This window comes from Streptomyces sp. NPDC028928 (genome assembly GCF_055564915.1).
Genome location: NZ_JBVHVI010000005.1, coordinates 465943 through 483607, shown reverse-complemented (window position 1 = coordinate 483607; position 17665 = coordinate 465943). Strand labels below are relative to the sequence as shown.

Below are 17665 nucleotides of genomic sequence, written 5' to 3'. Positions count from 1 at the left end.
GGCCGCCCCTGCATGCCCGCGGCCGGCGCTCACAAGAACTGGCTCAGCGCCGACCGCAGCCGTCCACCCGACGGCACCGCAGCAGGACGGCCGGTGCCGGGTCATCCCCGGTATCCCGGTGCACGAGTGCTCCCTGGAGTAGCCGGGCCGTCGAGGAACACGCCCCCTCCCCAGCGAAGTTGCTGACGCTCGCACCCGGCGCGGGCTGACGGCTCCGCCGTGCCCGCCTCCCCTGGCATGACACCGCGTCACGGCGCTGACGACGGCCCACGCCCGCAACGTCCTGCCCGGACACCGCCAACACCCCGAGGAAGCACGGAACTTGTGGCCCTTCCGCGATTCGTATCCATGTAAGGAGCAGACCGCATGAATGACTCTTCTGCCGGCACGCAGGGTGTCGGCAAAGCGGTTTTCACCGCCCGCTCGGGGCGGCTGGCCGCGCTGCCGCGGTTGCTGTCGCTGGACCAGAGCGGTGAGCTGACCAGCGCGCACGTGAAGCTGGTCGCCACGGCCGTGGGCCGCTCGGAGCGGGCGGTGTGGCGGTGGGTCGCCACGGCGCGCGCCACCGGCCGCGTCGACGCGGCGTCCCGGACACGGTTCAGCGTCACCCCGGAGATCCGGCGGCTGCTGGTGCTGTGGGGAGGCAACGCGTCCGCCGTGCACCGCGAGCTTAAGCAGCGGGCCCTGGCCGATCCCCGGCTGCCTGCGGCCCCTTCGCTGTCGACGATCCACCGGGCGCTGCGCCGGGACCTGACGCTTGGGGAGCGGGCCGGGCTCGCCAAGGGGGAGGCCGCCCGGCGGGCCTTCGACGTGTTCGCGCAGCGCCCTCCCGCGCACCGCAACGCCGCCTGGGAGGGCGACCACAAGTGTGTGCCCGTGCGGGTGCTGCTCGAAGAGCAGCTCGTGCAGCCCTGGGTGACCTGGTTCATCGACTGCCACACCAAAGTCATCACGGGGGTGGCCGTGACGCCTCATGCGCCCAGCGCGGATGCGGTGCTGGCGGCCCTGCGGATGGCCCTGGACCGTGCCGAGCCCTTCGGCCCGGCCGGCGGCCTGCCGGGACTGATCCGGGTGGACCGCGGCAAGGAGTTCCTGTGTGCCACCGTGGCCTCGGCCCTGGGCGCCTTCGCCGTTCCCGTCGTCGATCTCCCGGCCTACAGCCCGCATTTGAAGGGCACCATCGAGGCGCTCAACGGTGCAGTCGAGGAGATGCTGTTCGTCTCCATGCCGCGCTACGTGCACCGGCAGACGCTCACCGGCGGCCGCACCGCGGATCCGGAGGAGCCCGCGCTCTCCTTCGAGGCGTTCGTGGAGCTGCTGCTGAAGTGGGTGCACTGGTGGAACACCGAGCACCAGCCCAGGGGGCTGGGCGGTCGCACCCCGATGGAGGCGTGGTCTTGTGACCCCACTCCCCTGCACGACGTTGCCGCCGAGCAGCTGGCCCGTTTCGGGCTCGAGGACGACGGACGCACCCGCACCATCACCACGCAGGGCGTGCGGTGGCGCAACCGCCACTACATCGCCCCCTGGATGGTCGGCCAAGCCGGCGTCCGCGTCGCGGTGCGCCACCTGCCCCACCACGACATGACCATCGAGGTCTTCGGCCTGGACGGCGTACACCTGGGCAGCGCCGTTCTGGCCGAGGCGGCCAGCGAGGAGCAGGTCCGCAAGGTCCGCAACGCCCGCACCGCCAAGGCGCGGCGGCTTCGCGCGGACATGAAGGCCGCTGCACGGCTGCGCCGCGAGCGCTTCGAGGCCGTCACCACCGCCGCCCCGCCCGAGCGTCTGGGTGCGCTGACCGAGGCGGAGGCCGAGGCAGAACTGGCCGACTCGGCCACCACGGACCTGCGGCGGGCCGATCCCGGCTACATCCCGCACCAGCCCGTCCCGGACGGCTGGGCCCGCCCCATCCCGCCGGCCGCGGACGGTCCGGAAAGCGACACCCCTGAGGAGAACGCGTGAGCGGCGACATGGACTACGGCAGGCTGCCCGCAGAGGACGAGGACCACTTCCATCGCCTCGATGCGCATCTGGTGGCCACCGACACGCTCATGACGACCCTGGACGACGTCCAGGCGACGATCGACGCCAAGGCCATGATGGTCGCCTACGGAGCGGCCGGATACGGCAAGACGATGTCGGTGAACTCGGCGCTGCGCAAGATCGCCCCCGACAACACCTATCGCCTGGAGCTGCGCTCGGGGCCAACGCCCCGCGACATCCGCCACGGACTGTTTCACGCCCTGGGGCTGCCCGGGGAACCGCCGACCCGGCCGATCGAATTCGACACGCTCCTGAAGGAGACGCTGTCGCAGACGTTCCGCGTGCTGGTGTGCGACGAGGCCCAGTGGATGGGCCGCAGTTCGTTCGAGTACTGGCGCCACCTGTGGGACGACCGCAACACCGACATCGCCGTGATCTTCGCCGGCGGCGACGGCTGCTACAAGGTCCTCAAGCGTGAACCGATGCTGGCGTCACGGATCTTCATCTGGCAGAAGTTCACGCGCATGCCCGAGGCCGAAGTCGTCGGCACGCTGCCGGCGTTCCACTCCCTGTGGGCCGGGGTCGACCCGCAGATGATCCGCAACATCGACCGGGCCGCGGCCCACGGCAACTTCCGCAACTGGACCACCATCACCAAGCACATGCTCAACGGCATGAAGAAGAAGGGCCTGACCGAGGTCAGCCAGGACCTCGTCAACTGGGTGTACAGCAAGCTGGGCGGCATGTAGCAGCGGTCGCGAGGCGCGGCGGCCCGCGTTCGCCGGACCGCCGCCGACCATCGGGCGCGCCGTACGGACCGGCCTGGTGCCTGGCCGCTCCGGGGCGGTGTGGCGGGACGCGGAAAGGTGGTGGCAGTGGCGTACAGCGACGTGACGATCGTGGTGGACGAGCGGGACGACCTGTTCTACACCCGGGCGGCGCTGCAGGCCCACCGGCCCGGGGAAGGCCGCATCGCCGTGCAGCCGACGCCGGCCAGCGGCAGCCCGGCCGCGCTGGCGCACGACATGCTGTATGCGCTGGGCAAGCGGCTGGCGCCCGGGCCCAACTCCCCGGATGTGTGGCTGGACTCGGTGAACGCGGCGTGGCTCGCCGCGGCTGCCTGGGGTGTCGCGATGGGGGTGCGGCACGTTGTGGTCCCCCGGACCCATCTGCTGACCATCCGGCGCATCGACCAACTGCTCGCCTGGCGCGAGTCGACGGGAGCTCAGCTGACCCTGCTGTGGCAGAAGCCGCCGCGCGGACTGCCGCCGGTGCTGGCCTGCGTGAAGCGCCGTATCAGCGGCCGGGAGGAATTCGAGGCACTCCTCGCTGAGCCGGGACCGATAGCCGCGCGCCCGATTTTCCCTCCTGTTCTTCCCGCAGAGACGGGACTGGCGGCGGCAGTGACTGTGGGGCAGTCGCCCGCCCGGCAGCCGCCCAGACCCGGGGCGGAGTCGACGAGGCCCGGACCCCCGGCTCCCCCTTGCACCGGCGCGATGGCAACGGCACAGCTGGTCCAAGCCGCCCCTGCCCTCAAGATCGGCTCCGAGGAGGCCGCCACTCTGGCCGCTCTCGCACACCCGCTCATCGCCGGAGCGCTGAGCGTGCTTGCCTTCACCCGGGCCGGCCTGGGCAGCCTGCGCTTCACCCGCGACCTCGACATCACCGGCGACGTCTCCGCCATCAAACTTCACGGGGTCAACCATCGGTACTGCCCTTTGCACGCTGTGCCTGACTGGGCTCGGCCGCTGTTGGCCGGCGCCCGCGCCCACCATCGTCTGACACCCCGCCCGCCCGGGGACAGCGTGTTCGCTCCCGTGATGCTCGCCGAAGCCCGGCATCTGCGCACGCACGCCGGACGTCTGCCCCGGCTCGACCTGTCCCTGCCCGCCAGCGCCCTCGTCCCTTGAGCTGTGTGTGCCGACCGCCCGCACTGCGCGCTACAGACACGGCACAGCCGAGGGTCTCCGTTCGCGGCAGGCACCGCCGCCCACGGCGGGAGGACCAGGAGCGGTGGAAGACAGCCCCGCCACCCCGCTCTGTCCGCCTGGCGCGAAGTCAGCAACTGCCGGGCAGGTGCACGGCTTTCAGCAGGCCTGGGAGCGTGGGCAGGACTTCGTCGTAGAGGGTCTCCTGTTCGCAGCCGTGCCCGTCGGTTCGAGCGATCTCGTCGGCCAGATCGCGCAGAGCCTCGATACCCTGGTGCGCAAGCCGGGCGGCGAGCTTGCGGTTCTCCTCCAGTTTCGCGGGCTCCTGGTGGTATTTGGTGCCGGCACGGTAAAGGTCGACGGTCATCGCGACGGGTGTGATGGGCCGCCCGATGCGGTCGGCGAGGTTGCCGATGATACGGATGCCGTGGGCGTCGAGGTCGCCCCATGCCGCGACGGGCAGACCGTCGAGGCCGCGGAGGAATTCGGCCAGGCCGTCGGTTGCGTAGCCCTTGCCCCAGATGCACAGCCAGGTGTCGGCGATCTCCGAGATTTTGCAGACCTGTTCGAAGGTGTCCTCGTTCTCGATCAGGAAGATGCCCTGGGCATCGCAGGAGATCATGCCGAGGGCCCGGACCCCGCGGGCGGGCAAAGCGAGCCAGGGGTTGCACGCTGCCGCGTCGGCGATGACTGTACCGACTCGCCACTGCAGGGGGCCGCGGATGCGCAGTTCGGTGTCGGCTTTGTCGACGGCCTGGTCGAAGGGGATTCCGATCAGGTTGGAGAAGGCCTGCTGCCGGGCTGGGGTCCAGGCGCTCTTGGTGTTGCGCAGGCTGCGTCCGGCGAGCTCCTTGGCTGTGATCTTGCGAGGGGTGTCCTGGGCGGGCCACCAGATGCCGGCGGCCCGGATAGCGACCTCGTAGACCCGCCAGTCCTCGGCTCGTGTGGCGGTGCCTTCGGGGATCTTCAGGACGCGCCCGGGTGGCGTCTTGGCCAGCAGCGCGTGTTCATGGGCGAGTTGCGGGATACGGGACGTGATGTCGAGGAGGTCGCGGTGCAAGTCTTCAGGGTGCTGGCGGCCTTGGAGTTCGGCGAGTTTGTCCTCGGCGAGTTCGGCCCACGACTGGGTCAGGGTCCATGAACGCGGGCTGTAGCCGGTGGCGTTGATGACGTCGCAGCGCAGGATGACGGCGCCGCAGCGGATGAGGTCGACCACGGTCTGCCAGGCGTTGTCGCCGAGGTCGGCTTGGATGGTGGGCCAGCGCTTGGTGGTCTTGGTCTGCAGGACTTTGATCAGTTGTCGGGTGGTCAGGGTGGGCGGCGGCTCGTAGGGGCTGACGGGGTGGTCGGCGACGAGGTCGACCTGCCGGGGACTGATGCGTCGTCGCTGGTCCCTGGGAACGCGCACGTGGATGGTGTCATCACCGTCCTTGGTGATGCGCGGCAGGGTGACGGCGATGATGCCCGGCGGCAGGTTACGCAAAGGGACAGTTTCGCGGCCATGCGCTTCGCCGATGAGGAGCGCAGGTCGGGGAGTGAGATCAGGCATGAGTGCGTCCTGCGGTGATCCAGTCTTCGGTGAGTTGGGTTCGGGCACCATTGCTGTCGAAGGCCCAGACGTTGGTGGGCTGGTTGATGATGTCGGCTGCTGATGCATGAACGAACCACAGCAGTTCCCCGCAGACATCGGCGGCGTCGGCGAGGACACTGTCCTGGCAAGTGCCGAGGATGGTCAGGTGTTGGTCGCGGGCGACGTCGCGCAGGGCGGCGAGCATGTCCTTGCGGTTGACCTCCCCGAGGCTGTTGCCGAGTTCGTCCAGGATCAGAACTCTGCCCTCGGTCTGGGAGTCGGCCAGGAGAGCCGCGAGGACGAGCAGGATGGCATGCACCTTGACCTGGGCGCTGTTGGCGTTTTCCCGGTAGGAGACATATCCGCCGCTGCGGGAGCGTTTCCACCGCGGGATGACCTGCCACTGCCAGTCACCGGCGCCCTGGGGGCGGACGCTGACGTGCTCGAGCTTGGCTCCGTAGCCATCGCCGCGCAGGTCGAGGTCGTTGAAGGCCGCGCTGATCTGAGCGAAGAGGCCGTCAAGGTGCTTTTCGATCATGTCCTGGAGGGTTTCCAGGTTGCGGACGCTGGTGGCGACCCCGGCGGTGAGTTCCGCGATGGCCTGCTCCCGGGCGTGCTGGTCGTGAGTGATGCGCGCTGCGGCCACCTCGTCCTGGTCGCGGTGGCCGACGAGGCGGTTGTCCAGCGGGGCTGCCACATCGGCGAAGGTGAAGGTGGGCAGGCCAGCAGGGTCGGTTTCGGAGAAGGCCCGCATTGTTTCCTCGCCGGCGCGGAGGTCTTCGCCGACGTCCGCGCCTGGGGTGCCGTCAACGCCGTAGTGCTCGTAGGCCTTGCGCAGTTCGTCTCCCGCCTGTCGGTGCAGGGCCCCGGGTCGGGGTGAACGCCCCTGGTCCGATGCCGGGTCCAAGAGGTGGACGGCGTCTTCGAGGGTTCCACCCCACTGCAGCTGCCACTGGGATGCGGCGATTTGACGCCGCTGGCGTTCCAGGGCCTCCAGGCTGCGGTGACGTTCCTTGAGCGCCTTGCTGACCGCGTCCAGTTTGAGCTTTGCGTTGGCGAGGAGCTGTTCGTGGGAGGCGTGCCGGGCCACGGCTTCCTTCCAGGTCTGCTGGAGCTCCTGTTCGTCATGCGCGGCCTTGTTGACGCGGCCGGCCAGTTCGTCGATCTGGGTCTGAAGGTCATTCTCTCGGGTGCTGAGGCGTGCGAGTTCTTCAGCGGCCTGGGCGGCCGCGTGCTGGGTCGTGGCCAGGGTGAGGGCAGCGGTGGCAGCAGTCATGGCCTCGGTGGCCTCGGTGGCGCTCTGCTCGGCGGCTGCGAGGTCGTCGCGGGCTTGTCGGAACCGGGTTTCGCGTCCAGCCAGCGGGGCGGCGAAGCCACCCGTCACGGTCAGAGCCATCGCCTGGTCACGGACGGCAGTGCTGTCGTCCGAGGGGATCATGCGCTCTTGAAGGGTGCCGAGGAAGCGTGCCACGTTCAGGGTGCTGTGAATGCCCTCGGGCAGGTGTTCTTGCCTCACGTCGGACGAGATGATCTGTGCGCCGGGCAGAGCGGTGTGCAGAAGGCGGCGGGCCTTCTCTTCGTGCTCGGGTTTGACGACGATCGCGTCCTGCCAGGGCGCCAGACGCGGTTCCCACACGGGGCGAGCGGCCTCGTCCACGTTGAGTTGGTCGAGTAGACCGTGCGCATGAATGTGGTGTTCGCTCAGCAGGTCGATGGCACGGCCGGCTTTTCCGCTGCGGCCCTGTTCGACGTTGTGTAGGTGGGTGCGGGCGCGAGTGACGGTGTCTTCGGCCTCAACACATTGCTGCTCTGCCTTGGTGTGATCGCGCCGGCGTTGCTCCAGGCGAGCAGCCGTGGTGGCGCAGTCGCAGCCGTCCCAGCCCTGCGCCTGGGGCAGGAGGGCGGTCCGCTGACTGCGCAGCAGCGCCTGCCGGGTGGTCAACTCCGTCATCGTGGTGGAAAGTTCGCGAGCATGTTGCTGGGCGTCGGACCACCTCTGGCGGGCTTTGCTCTCCTGGGTGGCAAGTTCCGCGGCGGAACCGAACGAGGTCACATGGTCTTCGGCGTCCTGCACCAAGGCTGCGACTGTCGCGGCAGCCTGCCTCTCCTCTTCCATGGTCTCGGCGATGCGTTGGTCGCTCTGGTGGGCGTCGCGGAAGGAGGCCGCGAGGTAGCGGCGCCATGCCTCGTGGCCGCGCTGAAGGGCGAGGCGGGCGGCCTCGCGGGCGCGCACGCCGCTCATCACCTCTTCTTCTGCGAGCAGCGCCTGGGCGTGCTGGGTCTGGGCCTTGTCGAGGTTGATCTGGTGCTGCAGGGCCTGGCCGCGCAGGTCCTCTTCCTCCTCCAACAGGTGTGTCATGCCCGACAGTGCGATCAGGGACCGGCCGATGTCGTGGGGTTCCATCTCGGTCAGCTGCTGGCTGAGCAGCGAGGGAACGGGCGGGCGCAGGGCAGTGTCGAGGTAGGTGAGGCAGCGGGGGGCTGTGCCGTAGAGCTTCTCGGCCATGGCACGGGCGGAGAGGATCTGGCGTGTGCCCAGCTCGCGCCACAGTACGTCGGCCTGGATGCTGCGCTCATGATCGGTGGGAGCGTCGGCGACGTGCAGGCCTTCGGTCCAATTCGCTTGCAGGTACGGGGCGGTAGTGGCGATGCGAACCCAGACGGTCAATGAGCTGGTGGCGGGGTCCGCGGGGTGGGCGAAGACGCCGACGATGTAGCCGTGGGTGACCGGAGAGGCATGGTGAGCTTGGTCGACGCCGGCTGCGTCGGGACGGAACAGGATGCCGCTGGCGTGCCGGCCCCCGTTGACCTCCAGGCGCCACTGCGGGTCGGCCAGCAGCAGGGAGACGGCGATGAGGAAGCTGGTCTTGCCGGAGCCGTTCGAGTCGTCCTTGGGGCCAAGGCCGGAGACGGCGATGAAGGTCTCCGGGACGATCGGAACGGCGTGTGCGGTGAGCCGGGCGATGTCGAAGGTCTGGACCCCGACGAGTTGGCGGTCGCCGACAATACCCCGGGACGGGTCGGATGTGGGCGGAGTGGTCATGGTGTGTCGTGCACCTCGTGGTCGGTAGCGGCAGCCGGGGGCACGGTGCGGAGGGCGCGGCGGCGACGGATCGATTCGGCGAGGAGCCCGTCGGAGTCGGCGAGCAGGATCAGCTGTTCGAACAGGTCGGCGCCCGCGGTCGGCGTCAGGCGCAGGAACTGGTTGCCCAAGACGTAGCCGGATTTGGTTCGGCGAACCAGGTCGGCGTCGGTCAGGCGCTGCAGCGCGCCGGTGAGGACCACGTCGGACACCTGGCAGTCCTTGAGTTGGTCCCTGGGCACGGGGGTGCCCTGGGTCCACAGCTGCTCGGGCAGGGTGGTGCCGGACGCTCGTGGAATGGCGACGCTGAACAGCAGGATCAAGGTGAGGACGGCGCGGTCGTCGCGCGGCAGAACCCCGATTCCTTCGTGCGCCAGACGTTGTCTGATCTCGTCGGTGTAACCGGAGAGGTAGCCGCCGCCGACCGCGAGCAGAGTGCGTCCGGATGCGGCCAGGACCTGTTCCACCACGACCCGCAGCGGGGTCTCTGCGAGGGCGCGGTAGTGGGCCGGCCGCACAGGGAGCATGGCGGTCTCCACGGCGCAGACCGCCGCTCGGACATCCGCTCGCCGGTTGTGGGACAGGGCTTGCAGGGCCGGTACGTCCACCGGTTCACTCCTTCCTCGGGGCGGGCAGGACGTCGTAGCCGCTGCGGAGTTCGGCCACATCGCGCTCGGACCACAGCGCGACCATGGGTCCGAGGCGGATCATGCCGTCGCCGACGTCCGCCAAGAGGTGGCCGCAGGCTCGCAGGAAGCGCAGGGCTTTCAGGAAGTGCGCGGTCTGGCCCAGCGCGGCCACGCCTTCCCGGGGAGCGAGGGTGTCCTGGAGAGGAACCAGGGAGGCGATGACGTCCTCCTGCGCGGCGGGCTGTCCCGGGTACAGCGGCTGGCTGGGGTCGGGCCAGCAGTGGCGGATGCAGCAGGCCAGTGTGACCAGGCGGACGGCCGAGGCGGTGCGGTGGGCGTCACTGTCGCCCAGGGCGCCGCTTGCCGGTTCCACGTCGGGGGCCCAGCCGGCCATCAGCTCCTGGATACCGTCGGGTGTGACGGCCTCCACCAGACGGCGCTCCACATCGTCGACGGCGCGGCGCAGCCGGGCGAGTTCGGCACGGTCCGCAGGGACGGGAACCGTGCGCAGGGCCCGGGCGCGTGCCAGCAGGTAGGGGTCACTCATGGGGGCTCTGCGGTGCGGCTTCGGTGTCGTCGTCCATGTCCTGGGGGCTGTCGGGGATGCGGTACGCGGTCACAGGTGAGGCGTAGGTGACCGGGCCTGCGGCATCCACGATGACCTCGCGGGAGATGTCGAGCATGAACGGGATGGCCGGGTCCGCTGCGGCGCGCAGCAGCTCGACCAGGTGCTTGACTGCTGCCTGCCAGGGCAGGGCCCGCAGGGCGGCGGTGACGTCGGCTTCGTCCTTGCCGGCCATGAGTAGGGTCACGGTGGCCTCCCGTCGCTGGCGGGCGAGCGCGGCCTTGGCGCGTGCGGTCTCGACCGGGTCCGGGCCGGGCGGCTGTGACGGGGGGCGGGGCAGGCGCTGCCGTGGTGGTGGGGGTTGGTGGTCGGCTGCGGCAGTGAGGATCTGGCCCGTGGTGATCTGGACGTGCGGCGGATCGAAGACGGTTGTGGCGAACACCTGCGCAAGCGCATCGGCGGAGGACCGCCGGGCCGCGGTCACGTACTGCTCGGGAAGGAGCATGCTGAAGTCTCGGCGGGTGGTGGCTTGTTGCATGAGCCGGTCGTGGAACTCGTTGACAGCTGCCGTGTAGCGCAGGGCTTCCTGGATCAGGCGGGTACCGGCAGGACGCAGCGCGGGGTACTGCTCGGCGACGGCGTGGACCAGGTGTTTCGCCTCCTCGAGCGAGGTGGTGTGGGCATGGTGGTGGCGCTGGCCAAGCATTTCTTCGATGGGCCTGGTCCGCACGAGCCGCAGCAGGTGGTTGGTGTAGTTCGCCAGGCTCCGCCGGGCCTGCGCAATCTTGGCGGCCAGTTGCTCCTCGGTCAGGGAGCCGTTCAGGAGGCCTTCGCGGGTCCGGTCCAGCAGCATGGTGATCTCCTGGACGCCGCCAGCCTCCCCGAGCCGCTCGTAGACCAACAGCGCCGCGCCACTGGTCGGATTGAACACATACCGCTGGTCGTGGGCCTTGCCGCGCAGCGACTCCAGCAGACGAAGCTTGATGAAGACCCGGAATCTCGCATCAAACTCGCCGGCGGAGGCCACCGCAGCACACGCCTGGGCTATCTCCCCGCGGCTCAGGCCGTGTTCGGAGCCGAAGTCGCCGAACACGTCCCGGATCGCCTCGGCAATGCGCAGTGCCACCGGATCGCGTGTCACTGCGCTCGGTGCAGCAGCGACCGGTGCCACGAATGGCGGTATGTGCTCTAGACCCTCCGCGTCGTCCTCCTGCTGCACGGAGAACAAGTCAGGCTGATCCGGCAAGTCCCCCTCCACCCCCGCATCACGTGCGTCCCTGGACCAGCATGACCGCTACCGGGCTCAAAGGGCCTGGAAACCACAAAACTTGTCTTTGTCCTTCCCCAGCCCCAGCCGCAGCAGTGAGCGTGTGTCAGGCGCATCGGGATCGCCGAGGTGTCTATCGTCCGTCGCGCTGGAGCGGGGCCTCGCGTCGAGCCTGGCCGTCCCGGAAGGGGTGCGGGCCGGCCGGCAGGCCGATCTGGCGGGCACCCGGCTTCATGTCCTGGCAGCGGCAGGAGACTGTGGCAGCGCCGGTGGATGGGGGCGGTCGTGGCCGACCGAGGGGCCGTCGGGATGGTCGTGGATCCAGGACAGTCCGCCCAGGTCGAGGCGTTGGCGGGTGCGGGTGACCGCTACATAGGCCAGGCGGGCTTCGGCGTCGTCGATGGGATCGGGTGTCGGCAGGGGGCCTGTCTGCTCGTCGGGCGTGTTGTCCTTGGGGCGGGCGAAGTCGTCCGCGATGAGCACGCGGGGCCATTCACGCCCTTTCGCCTTGTGGGCGGTGGAGACGGTGACCTGGGCGTGCGGCTCGGGGGCAAGCTGAGCGACGGCCGTGAGGATGGCCTCGGTGCCGTGGGTGTCAACGAGGTTGACCAGGGGCTGCAGGTCGCGGCCGGCCGGGTCGTGGGCGGCGTAGTCCTGCAGATCGCCCCATGAGGGGAAGAGGATCAGTTCGGGGTGGTGGGTGCGGCGGCCTTCCTTCAGGTCGCGGGCCGCGAGCGCCAGGGCCTGCAGGCTGTCCCCTCCCCCGGCCAGGGCGACCCGGTAGCCGGCCGCCATGAGGGTCATGACCTGGGCCATGGCGCCGACGTTGGTGCGGCACAGTACGGCGTCCGGCTGGGTGACGGGGCCAAGTTCGGTGGACACGGCAGGGGTGCCAGTGAGGCGGATCGGGGCATCGGCGAGATGCAGCCAGCGGTTGGCCTCCGCGGCGAGGTCGGGGCCGAAGCGGAAGGACTGGGAGAGGGTCAGCTGGGTGCCGTCGAAGCCGGTCATGACGTCTTTGGCGCCGCGCCAGTGATAGATGGCCTGGGCGGAGTCACCGACCATGACCAGCTGGGCGTGCTCGCGCTGGGCGAGGAAGATCTGTTCGACGACGGGGTTGGTGTCCTGGGCCTCGTCCAGCAGCAGGAAGTCGGCCTGGATGCGCGGCCGGGCAAGGGCCCAGATCTTGAGGTAGTGGTCGTGGTCGAAGCGGACGGCGCCGTCGTCCGGGTGCTGCAGGTCGGCCCAGGCTTTGCGTGCGAACGGCACGAGGTGGGTGGCGAGTTGGGCGTGGAGATCGGGGTCGTCCAGGCCACGGAGACGGGGTACGTGATGGCGGCTGATGGCCTCGTCGGCGGTGTGGCAGAAGCGGGTGACGGTGCGCAAGGCGGCGTTGGACAGGGCGCGTTGGGAGATCTCGCGGTCGCCGATGTGGACGGCTTTGGTCAGGCCGAGGGCTTGTCCGGTCTGCCAGGCGGGGCGGCGGGGTGCGTTCAGGCGGCGGGTGTAGCGGTGGCCGACGGCGGCGTAGGCGAGGGCGTGGGCGGTCTTGCACTGCACGGTGCTTGGGAAGCGGGCGGCTGCGTCCTGGGCGATGGCCCGGTTGTAGGCGAGGTAGCGGCCGCGTCGGGTGGTGGCGCGGGCGAGGAAGGCGAGGGTGGTGGTCTTTCCGGTGCCGGCGCCGGCCTGCAGGGCGAGGTGGTGGTCGGCGTGGAAGGCGTCGGCGGCTGCCGTCTGTTCGTCGGTGGGGTTCACGGAGTGGGCCTCTCGGGGAGCCGGGTGAGTGCGTGCCCGACGGCGGCCGGCAGGTAGGCGGGGGTGGTGTGGGCCAGCAATTGGGACACCGCGCGGTCGAGGCGGTCGGTCTCCCGGTCGGCGTGCTCGGCCAGGGCCCGACGCACGGCCAGTTCCAGGAAGCGCTCGGGGTTCTGCCGGGCGCGGCGGGCGTCGGCGGTGAGGGCAGCGTGCACGGCGGGCGGGAAGGCGACGTTGAGCAGCACGCTGTGGTCGGCGTCCGGGTAGTGGGTGGTGATCACGTCGATGGGCAGCCGGGTGCCGAGGCGGTGGCGCAGCCGGTGGGCAGCGCGCTGCGGTGTCTTGGCGGCGACGAGGGCCATCAGGCGGGTGGCGTCGTGGTTGGCGGCGAGCGGCAGCAGGCGGGCGGCGCGGTGCAGGACGGGCGGGGGCAGGGGGCGGGTCATTGTGTTTTCCAGGGCGTGGTGGGGCACGGGTCATCCCCTTCGGTGCGGGCGGGGCGGGGAGTGGGGCAGCCGGGTGTGGATGTGTGCCGCGTGCAGGAGGGGGTCGAAGGGTTCCCAGCAGGCCAGGGCGAGGTCGGCGGCGCCGGGGACGGCGGCATGTGCCGGACAGCGCTGGGTGCGCCAGCGCAGCTGTTCGCCGTAGGAGAGGTGGCTAAGGTCGTAGATGGCCATCAGGGCATCAGGCAGGGCAAGTTGGCCGTGCCGGGCGGTGGTGGGCAGCAGTTTCCACATCCCGGCCGGGCCGAAGGAGGCGAGGACGGGGTTGGGACAGCGGTGACGGTGGCGGGTCTGGGCCACGCAGCGCAGGTCCTCGAGCCGCTGGTGGGCGAGGTAGCGGCACAGCAGCAGCTGGACGACGGGGCGGTCCGGTCCGCCAGTCGGGGGGACGGGCTGCGGGGTGGCGGGTGGGGCGGAGGTGAGAACCCCGGTGTCGATGAGGCGGCGGGTGCGAACGGCGAGTTGGCGGCGGATCACCTCGAGGCGGGGGCCAGCCTGGCAGGTCGGGGTGCGGTGGGGGCAGAGCACGGCATGCGGGATGCGGCACCAGGCGCTGTTGTCACCGTGCGGGTAGGCGATACCGCCACTGAGGTGCCAGCGGCAGGATTCGGGGACGTCGGCGGTGGCCAGTTCGGCGGGGTGCAAGGCGATGGGCCGCTGGTCGGGACGCTGGTACAGGTCGATACGGTGGCCGCAGTGGCGGCAGCGGCCGGTCTGTCCGGCGCGCAGCAGGCGGCTGGGGCTGGTGGTGGTCACCCGGAGCGGGCGGGGGCGGTGGGTGGCGCGGGAGCTGCCGTCCCAGTGGCGGCCGTCGGGGGCGGGCGTGGGGCACATGGCCCGGACCGTGCCAGGCGACACGCAGGCGTGAGCAACGTGTCGCAGGTATGTCCCACGGCCGGCCCAACGAGCCCGCACACATGAGCGTTACTGCGGATGACTGTTCCCTGCCTGATTGCCCGATCGGGTGATTCACGGCGTGGTGCGCACCGGGACGGAGCGAGAGTTCAGGAAGTGGCCGTGCCGGGCGGGGTGTGGTCGTCGCACAGGGCGCCCAGGAAGCGCTCGATGGGCACGTCGAAGGTGTGGGCGAGGGTGTGCCAGGTGGTGACACTGCCGGTGGTGCGGCCGTGTTCAAGGTCGATGAGGGTGCGCCGGGCAAGCCCGCTGCGGTCGGCGAGTTCGTCGAAGGTCCAACCGCGTTCGGCCCGCAGGCGCGCGAGCACGACGCGCAGCGCAGTGAGGTCGGGGTCTGGCGGCAAGATCGTCACCCGACCATCCGACGGTGCAGACCCCTGCCCCGTCAGTGCGGGTTTCTGCACTTTCGCCGGAGTGGGGAAACGGCGAATCCATGGTGCGGGAATCTGCACTACAGTGCGTCCGTCTCGGGGGCCTGTCAGGGTGCCCACCGCCACGACAGTCAGACGGACGGGAGGACGACCAGCCCATGCGGTTCGGTGGCGCACATGCTGCAGTGCGGCGTATCTGGACAGTGGAGCTGCGCCCGCAAGCGGACGGCCCCGTACTCGTCTGCCCCTCGTGTACCGCCCGCACCTTCCCCCTGCAGGCCTCCTCCGCACGGTCGGCCGCCCTGGCACATCTGGCCTGCCATGTCCGCGCGGACGCACTGCCCGCGTACCTGCGCAGCTGCCAGTGCCGGCTGCGAGGCTGCGTCTGGCATCCGCGTCATCGCGGCTGTGCCGGGCGGGTACTGCTGGCCCTGACCCGCGACCTCAGCGGCCGCACCTGGCGGCTGGCCGACGCATGCGCGGCCTGCGCGGCAGCGACCAGCCACACCGCCGTCGTACCCGACACTCTGCTCAGCCCTCACCGATCGGCCACATCAGCCCCCGTCCGGCAGCGAGTCCACGGAGATGAGCCGCAACGGGTACGGGAGATGCTCACCCACCTCGCCTCCACACTCGGCTGCGTCACCTCTCCCGCCGCCCGGCTGCTGGCCCTGCAATGCGCCCTGCGCGCCGACACACACGGCCACGCCCATCTGCCGGCCGGCCTGCTGCGCGGCATGCGCCTGCACCGGCACACCGAGGCGTGGCAGGAACTGGCACAGGACGGCTGGCTCGACCTGCCCGATCCCCGGGCAGCACCGTTGCAGGTGCGGCTGCTGGACGGCGCACTGAACCAGGCCCCGTGCCGCAGCGCCCGCCGGCGCGCCGCCCACTGGGCCCTCAAGCCCGCTCCGCTCATCGTTCCGGCAGCGGCAAAACCCGCAGACCGCCTGGCCGCGCTGGTCCTGGCCGCCCACACCACCCCGGCCGGCCCCGTAGCTGACATGGCCGTCGTGGCCCGTCTGTGCGGGCACTCCCCCCAGCAGACCGAAGCGCTGCTCGACCGGCTGGTCGCCGGCCGCACCCTGGCAACCTGGCACCATCAGCGCGATACCGGCGAGGTGCACTGGCAGCCAGCTCCCCTTCACCGGCCCGTCTCCGGCTCCACGGGGCCGTCTACGCACTGACCGCCGCCTGGTTCAATCTGCCTGCCGTCTCTCAGTCATGCGGCGGAGAAGAACGCAGACAGGCCCGATCTGCGGTGCATCAAAGACAGAGGGCAGGTGTCCCAGTAGCTGTCCTCGCTGTACTCGATGTGGCAGCCGAAGATTCCTCCGACCAGGGCAGCGACGTGATGCGCATGCTGATGCGCCTGGCGGGGGCCGCATCGTGTCGCGGAGGGCCAGGTCTGCGCGGTCACTACGGGTTGCTGGCTGTCGGCTCAGCATCCTGTGTCCAGCGCGTGTCCCACTTGGCCCAGGCAGCCGTTGCTTGTTCGCCCTGGGGCCCGATGTGCCGGAGGAACTCCAGTTGGCGGGTCCCCAGGACGGAACCCGAGATCTGGTTGTTACTGGCTGCGGCAGTGAGAAGCTGCTGCAAGTCGTCTTCCGTCAAGCTGGGAGAGACGGCGTTTACCCACTTCAGGACGGCCTCGCCGCCCTCGTAGGAGCTGGCGTCGGCAACCAGTTCGATGAGAGGCGGGATGAGTCGTCGGTCAGGGACATCGCCCAGAAATGGGGTGAGCTGCGCGAAGTGCATCTGACGGGAAACGAGAGGAATAGCTTCGCTGAGCCGATCGAGCAGCATGCGGTCCACGGGAGCGGCGGGGAGGGCTCCGTTGTACAGCTGGTGAACGATGACCAACTGGTTGGCCGGCACGTTCTTGAGGAGTTCCTCGATGCGAGCGCGGGTGCCTGCGTGGAGGAGTTCCCAGACACCGGGCACGTAGCAGAGCCCAGCCACCAGGGCTATTAGGCCTTCGTCGTCCAACTCATTCTGCTTGCGCTCCAGAACGGAGCGCGCATGCTCCTCGAACTCTCCAGGAGCGATCTTCTGCAGCTCTCGAGCCGTGCGGGTGTGGTTCCACCGCCAGGTGCTGTCCTTCTCTTGGTTGAAGGTCTCCTTGCACACCACTTTGATCAGGTTTGCCCGTAGCTGCGGCGTCCCGTGGTCCATGTAACCGGCGCGCAGGTGGTCAGCAAGGCGGCTGTCGTCCCGGGGGAACGATGCGGATGCGATGTCGCGACCGAATCGTTCCAGCGCTTTCCTCCCTGTTACCGCCTGATGCGACAGCACTGCGTCCACGGCGGCCCTCAGGTGGGCCCGCACCGACTCGGCCGTGGGGTTGAACAGATCATCACTGTCAGGGATGAAGGCCGGGTGTGCGCAGAGATGCCGGTCCTCGTACAGACGAAGGAGCTGGTCCCGCTCGTGCGAGCCGATGAGCTGGAGGTCTTGGTGGGCTTTGGTCAGCAACTCCCGCTCGAACTTCTGCAACTCGTTGATCTTGTTGTCTTTGATGGCTGCGTCGAGCTTGTCGCGGTGTGCCTTCGCGTTCGCGTCCCCCTCGTCGGCGAGGAAGCGAAGCTTTTCGATGAGATCCGCTGCGACGGCGATCCAGATGGCGATGAGTGCCGAGCGGTAGGCGCCGCCGCTGTAGGCAGCGATGGCCTCGTCGATGTAGCGGCGCGATTTAGCCGATCTCACCTGGTTTCTGATGTCTTCCAGTGCGCGCACGCCCACCCCTTCAGTAAGTTTCTGCTGTGATCAGGTTAAGGACGTGGGCGGCGGACCATCAGCCGATATCGATCGTCCAAGCCGGATGCTCACCCCGGGACGTCCATCCTCGAGGTGGGTGGCATGACTGTCTGCGATCGTCTGACCGGCAGTTACAAGATCGACGGAACTTCCACCATGAACTCAGCCAGCGGTCCTAGCTTGAAGGGAGCCTCCTGCTCGGTGGTGGAAGGGGCGGGAACGTGCCGAGGGGGGGGGGGGGGGGGGGGGGGGGGGGGGGGGGGGTCGGGGGGGGGGGGGGTGGGGGGTGGGGTGGTTTCAACAAGAAGGCGGGGTGGGGCTATATCCAACACCCCCCTCG

The 17665-nt window shown here is 69.7% G+C and carries 14 protein-coding genes; 4 read left to right on the top strand and 10 right to left on the bottom strand.

Translation table 11 applies throughout. The features are described 5' to 3' along the window. Positions 1 to 441: 441 nt before the first annotated feature. From ACZ4U1_RS15645 to ACZ4U1_RS15635, 3 genes are all read left to right on the top strand, one after another. A complete protein-coding gene (locus ACZ4U1_RS15645) occupies positions 442 to 1962 on the top strand; it encodes a transposase (RefSeq protein WP_467903545.1) in 1521 nt (506 codons plus the stop codon). Further along, positions 1959 to 2732, top strand: a complete 774-nt coding sequence (locus tag ACZ4U1_RS15640) for an AAA family ATPase (RefSeq protein ID WP_403127775.1) — start codon at positions 1959 to 1961, stop codon at positions 2730 to 2732. The genes ACZ4U1_RS15645 and ACZ4U1_RS15640 overlap by 4 nt, the downstream gene beginning before the upstream one ends. Positions 2733 to 2858: 126 nt before the next feature. Then, a complete protein-coding gene (locus ACZ4U1_RS15635) occupies positions 2859 to 3893 on the top strand; it encodes a hypothetical protein (protein ID WP_467903477.1) in 1035 nt (344 codons plus the stop codon). A 148-nt stretch (positions 3894 to 4041) separates the two neighbouring features. On the opposite strand, the gene ACZ4U1_RS15630 is transcribed toward ACZ4U1_RS15635, so the two are convergent. From ACZ4U1_RS15630 to ACZ4U1_RS15590, 9 genes are all read right to left on the bottom strand, one after another. After that, positions 4042 to 5460: a Wadjet anti-phage system protein JetD domain-containing protein gene (locus ACZ4U1_RS15630; protein WP_467903476.1), complete on the bottom strand. Its 1419-nt coding sequence runs from the start codon at positions 5458 to 5460 to the stop codon at positions 4042 to 4044. Further along, positions 5453 to 8524 carry a coiled-coil domain-containing protein gene (locus tag ACZ4U1_RS15625; RefSeq protein WP_435644777.1) on the bottom strand — a complete coding sequence of 1024 codons (3072 nt, stop codon included), beginning with the start codon at positions 8522 to 8524 and terminating at the stop codon, positions 5453 to 5455. Before ACZ4U1_RS15625 ends, ACZ4U1_RS15630 begins: the two co-directional genes overlap by 8 nt. Then, complete coding sequence (locus ACZ4U1_RS15620; RefSeq protein ID WP_362290400.1) at positions 8521 to 9171, bottom strand: hypothetical protein; 651 nt, start codon at positions 9169 to 9171, stop codon at positions 8521 to 8523. Before ACZ4U1_RS15620 ends, ACZ4U1_RS15625 begins: the two co-directional genes overlap by 4 nt. 4 nt (positions 9172 to 9175) lie before the next feature. Further along, a complete protein-coding gene (locus ACZ4U1_RS15615) occupies positions 9176 to 9739 on the bottom strand; it encodes a hypothetical protein (RefSeq protein WP_362290402.1) in 564 nt (187 codons plus the stop codon). After that, complete coding sequence (locus ACZ4U1_RS15610) at positions 9732 to 10976, bottom strand: hypothetical protein (RefSeq protein WP_435644779.1); 1245 nt, start codon at positions 10974 to 10976, stop codon at positions 9732 to 9734. Before ACZ4U1_RS15610 ends, ACZ4U1_RS15615 begins: the two co-directional genes overlap by 8 nt. A gap of 279 nt (positions 10977 to 11255) precedes the next feature. Continuing rightward, positions 11256 to 12779, bottom strand: a complete 1524-nt coding sequence (locus ACZ4U1_RS15605; RefSeq protein ID WP_435644780.1) for a UvrD-helicase domain-containing protein — start codon at positions 12777 to 12779, stop codon at positions 11256 to 11258. Then, entirely contained in the window at positions 12776 to 13225 is a 450-nt protein-coding gene (locus ACZ4U1_RS15600; protein WP_435644781.1) for a hypothetical protein, read from the bottom strand. The genes ACZ4U1_RS15605 and ACZ4U1_RS15600 overlap by 4 nt, the downstream gene beginning before the upstream one ends. A gap of 30 nt (positions 13226 to 13255) precedes the next feature. Next, entirely contained in the window at positions 13256 to 14116 is an 861-nt protein-coding gene (locus ACZ4U1_RS15595) for a DUF6083 domain-containing protein (RefSeq protein ID WP_359867831.1), read from the bottom strand. A 170-nt stretch (positions 14117 to 14286) separates the two neighbouring features. Continuing rightward, positions 14287 to 14550 carry a helix-turn-helix transcriptional regulator gene (locus ACZ4U1_RS15590; protein WP_037775690.1) on the bottom strand — a complete coding sequence of 88 codons (264 nt, stop codon included), beginning with the start codon at positions 14548 to 14550 and terminating at the stop codon, positions 14287 to 14289. Between the two features lie 203 nt (positions 14551 to 14753). Between ACZ4U1_RS15590 and ACZ4U1_RS15585 the strand changes: the two genes are divergently transcribed. Further along, entirely contained in the window at positions 14754 to 15755 is a 1002-nt protein-coding gene (locus tag ACZ4U1_RS15585; protein ID WP_467903474.1) for a hypothetical protein, read from the top strand. Positions 15756 to 15987: 232 nt separating this feature from the next. Here ACZ4U1_RS15585 and ACZ4U1_RS15580 read toward each other — a convergent pair whose 3' ends face one another. After that, a complete protein-coding gene (locus ACZ4U1_RS15580) occupies positions 15988 to 17304 on the bottom strand; it encodes a hypothetical protein (RefSeq protein WP_467903473.1) in 1317 nt (438 codons plus the stop codon). Positions 17305 to 17665: the final 361 nt, after the last annotated feature.

Bases quoted from the DNA above. Each gene is read 5' to 3' on its own strand.
- ACZ4U1_RS15630 (WP_467903476.1), bottom strand. From the start codon at position 5,460: ATGCCTGATCTCACTCCCCGACCTGCGCTCCTCATCGGCGAAGCGCAT.
- ACZ4U1_RS15595 (WP_359867831.1), bottom strand. From the start codon at position 14,116: ATGTGCCCCACGCCCGCCCCCGACGGCCGCCACTGGGACGGCAGCTCC.
- ACZ4U1_RS15625 (WP_435644777.1), bottom strand. From the start codon at position 8,524: ATGACCACTCCGCCCACATCCGACCCGTCCCGGGGTATTGTCGGCGAC.
- ACZ4U1_RS15615 (WP_362290402.1), bottom strand. From the start codon at position 9,739: ATGAGTGACCCCTACCTGCTGGCACGCGCCCGGGCCCTGCGCACGGTT.
- ACZ4U1_RS15600 (WP_435644781.1), bottom strand. From the start codon at position 13,225: ATGACCCGCCCCCTGCCCCCGCCCGTCCTGCACCGCGCCGCCCGCCTG.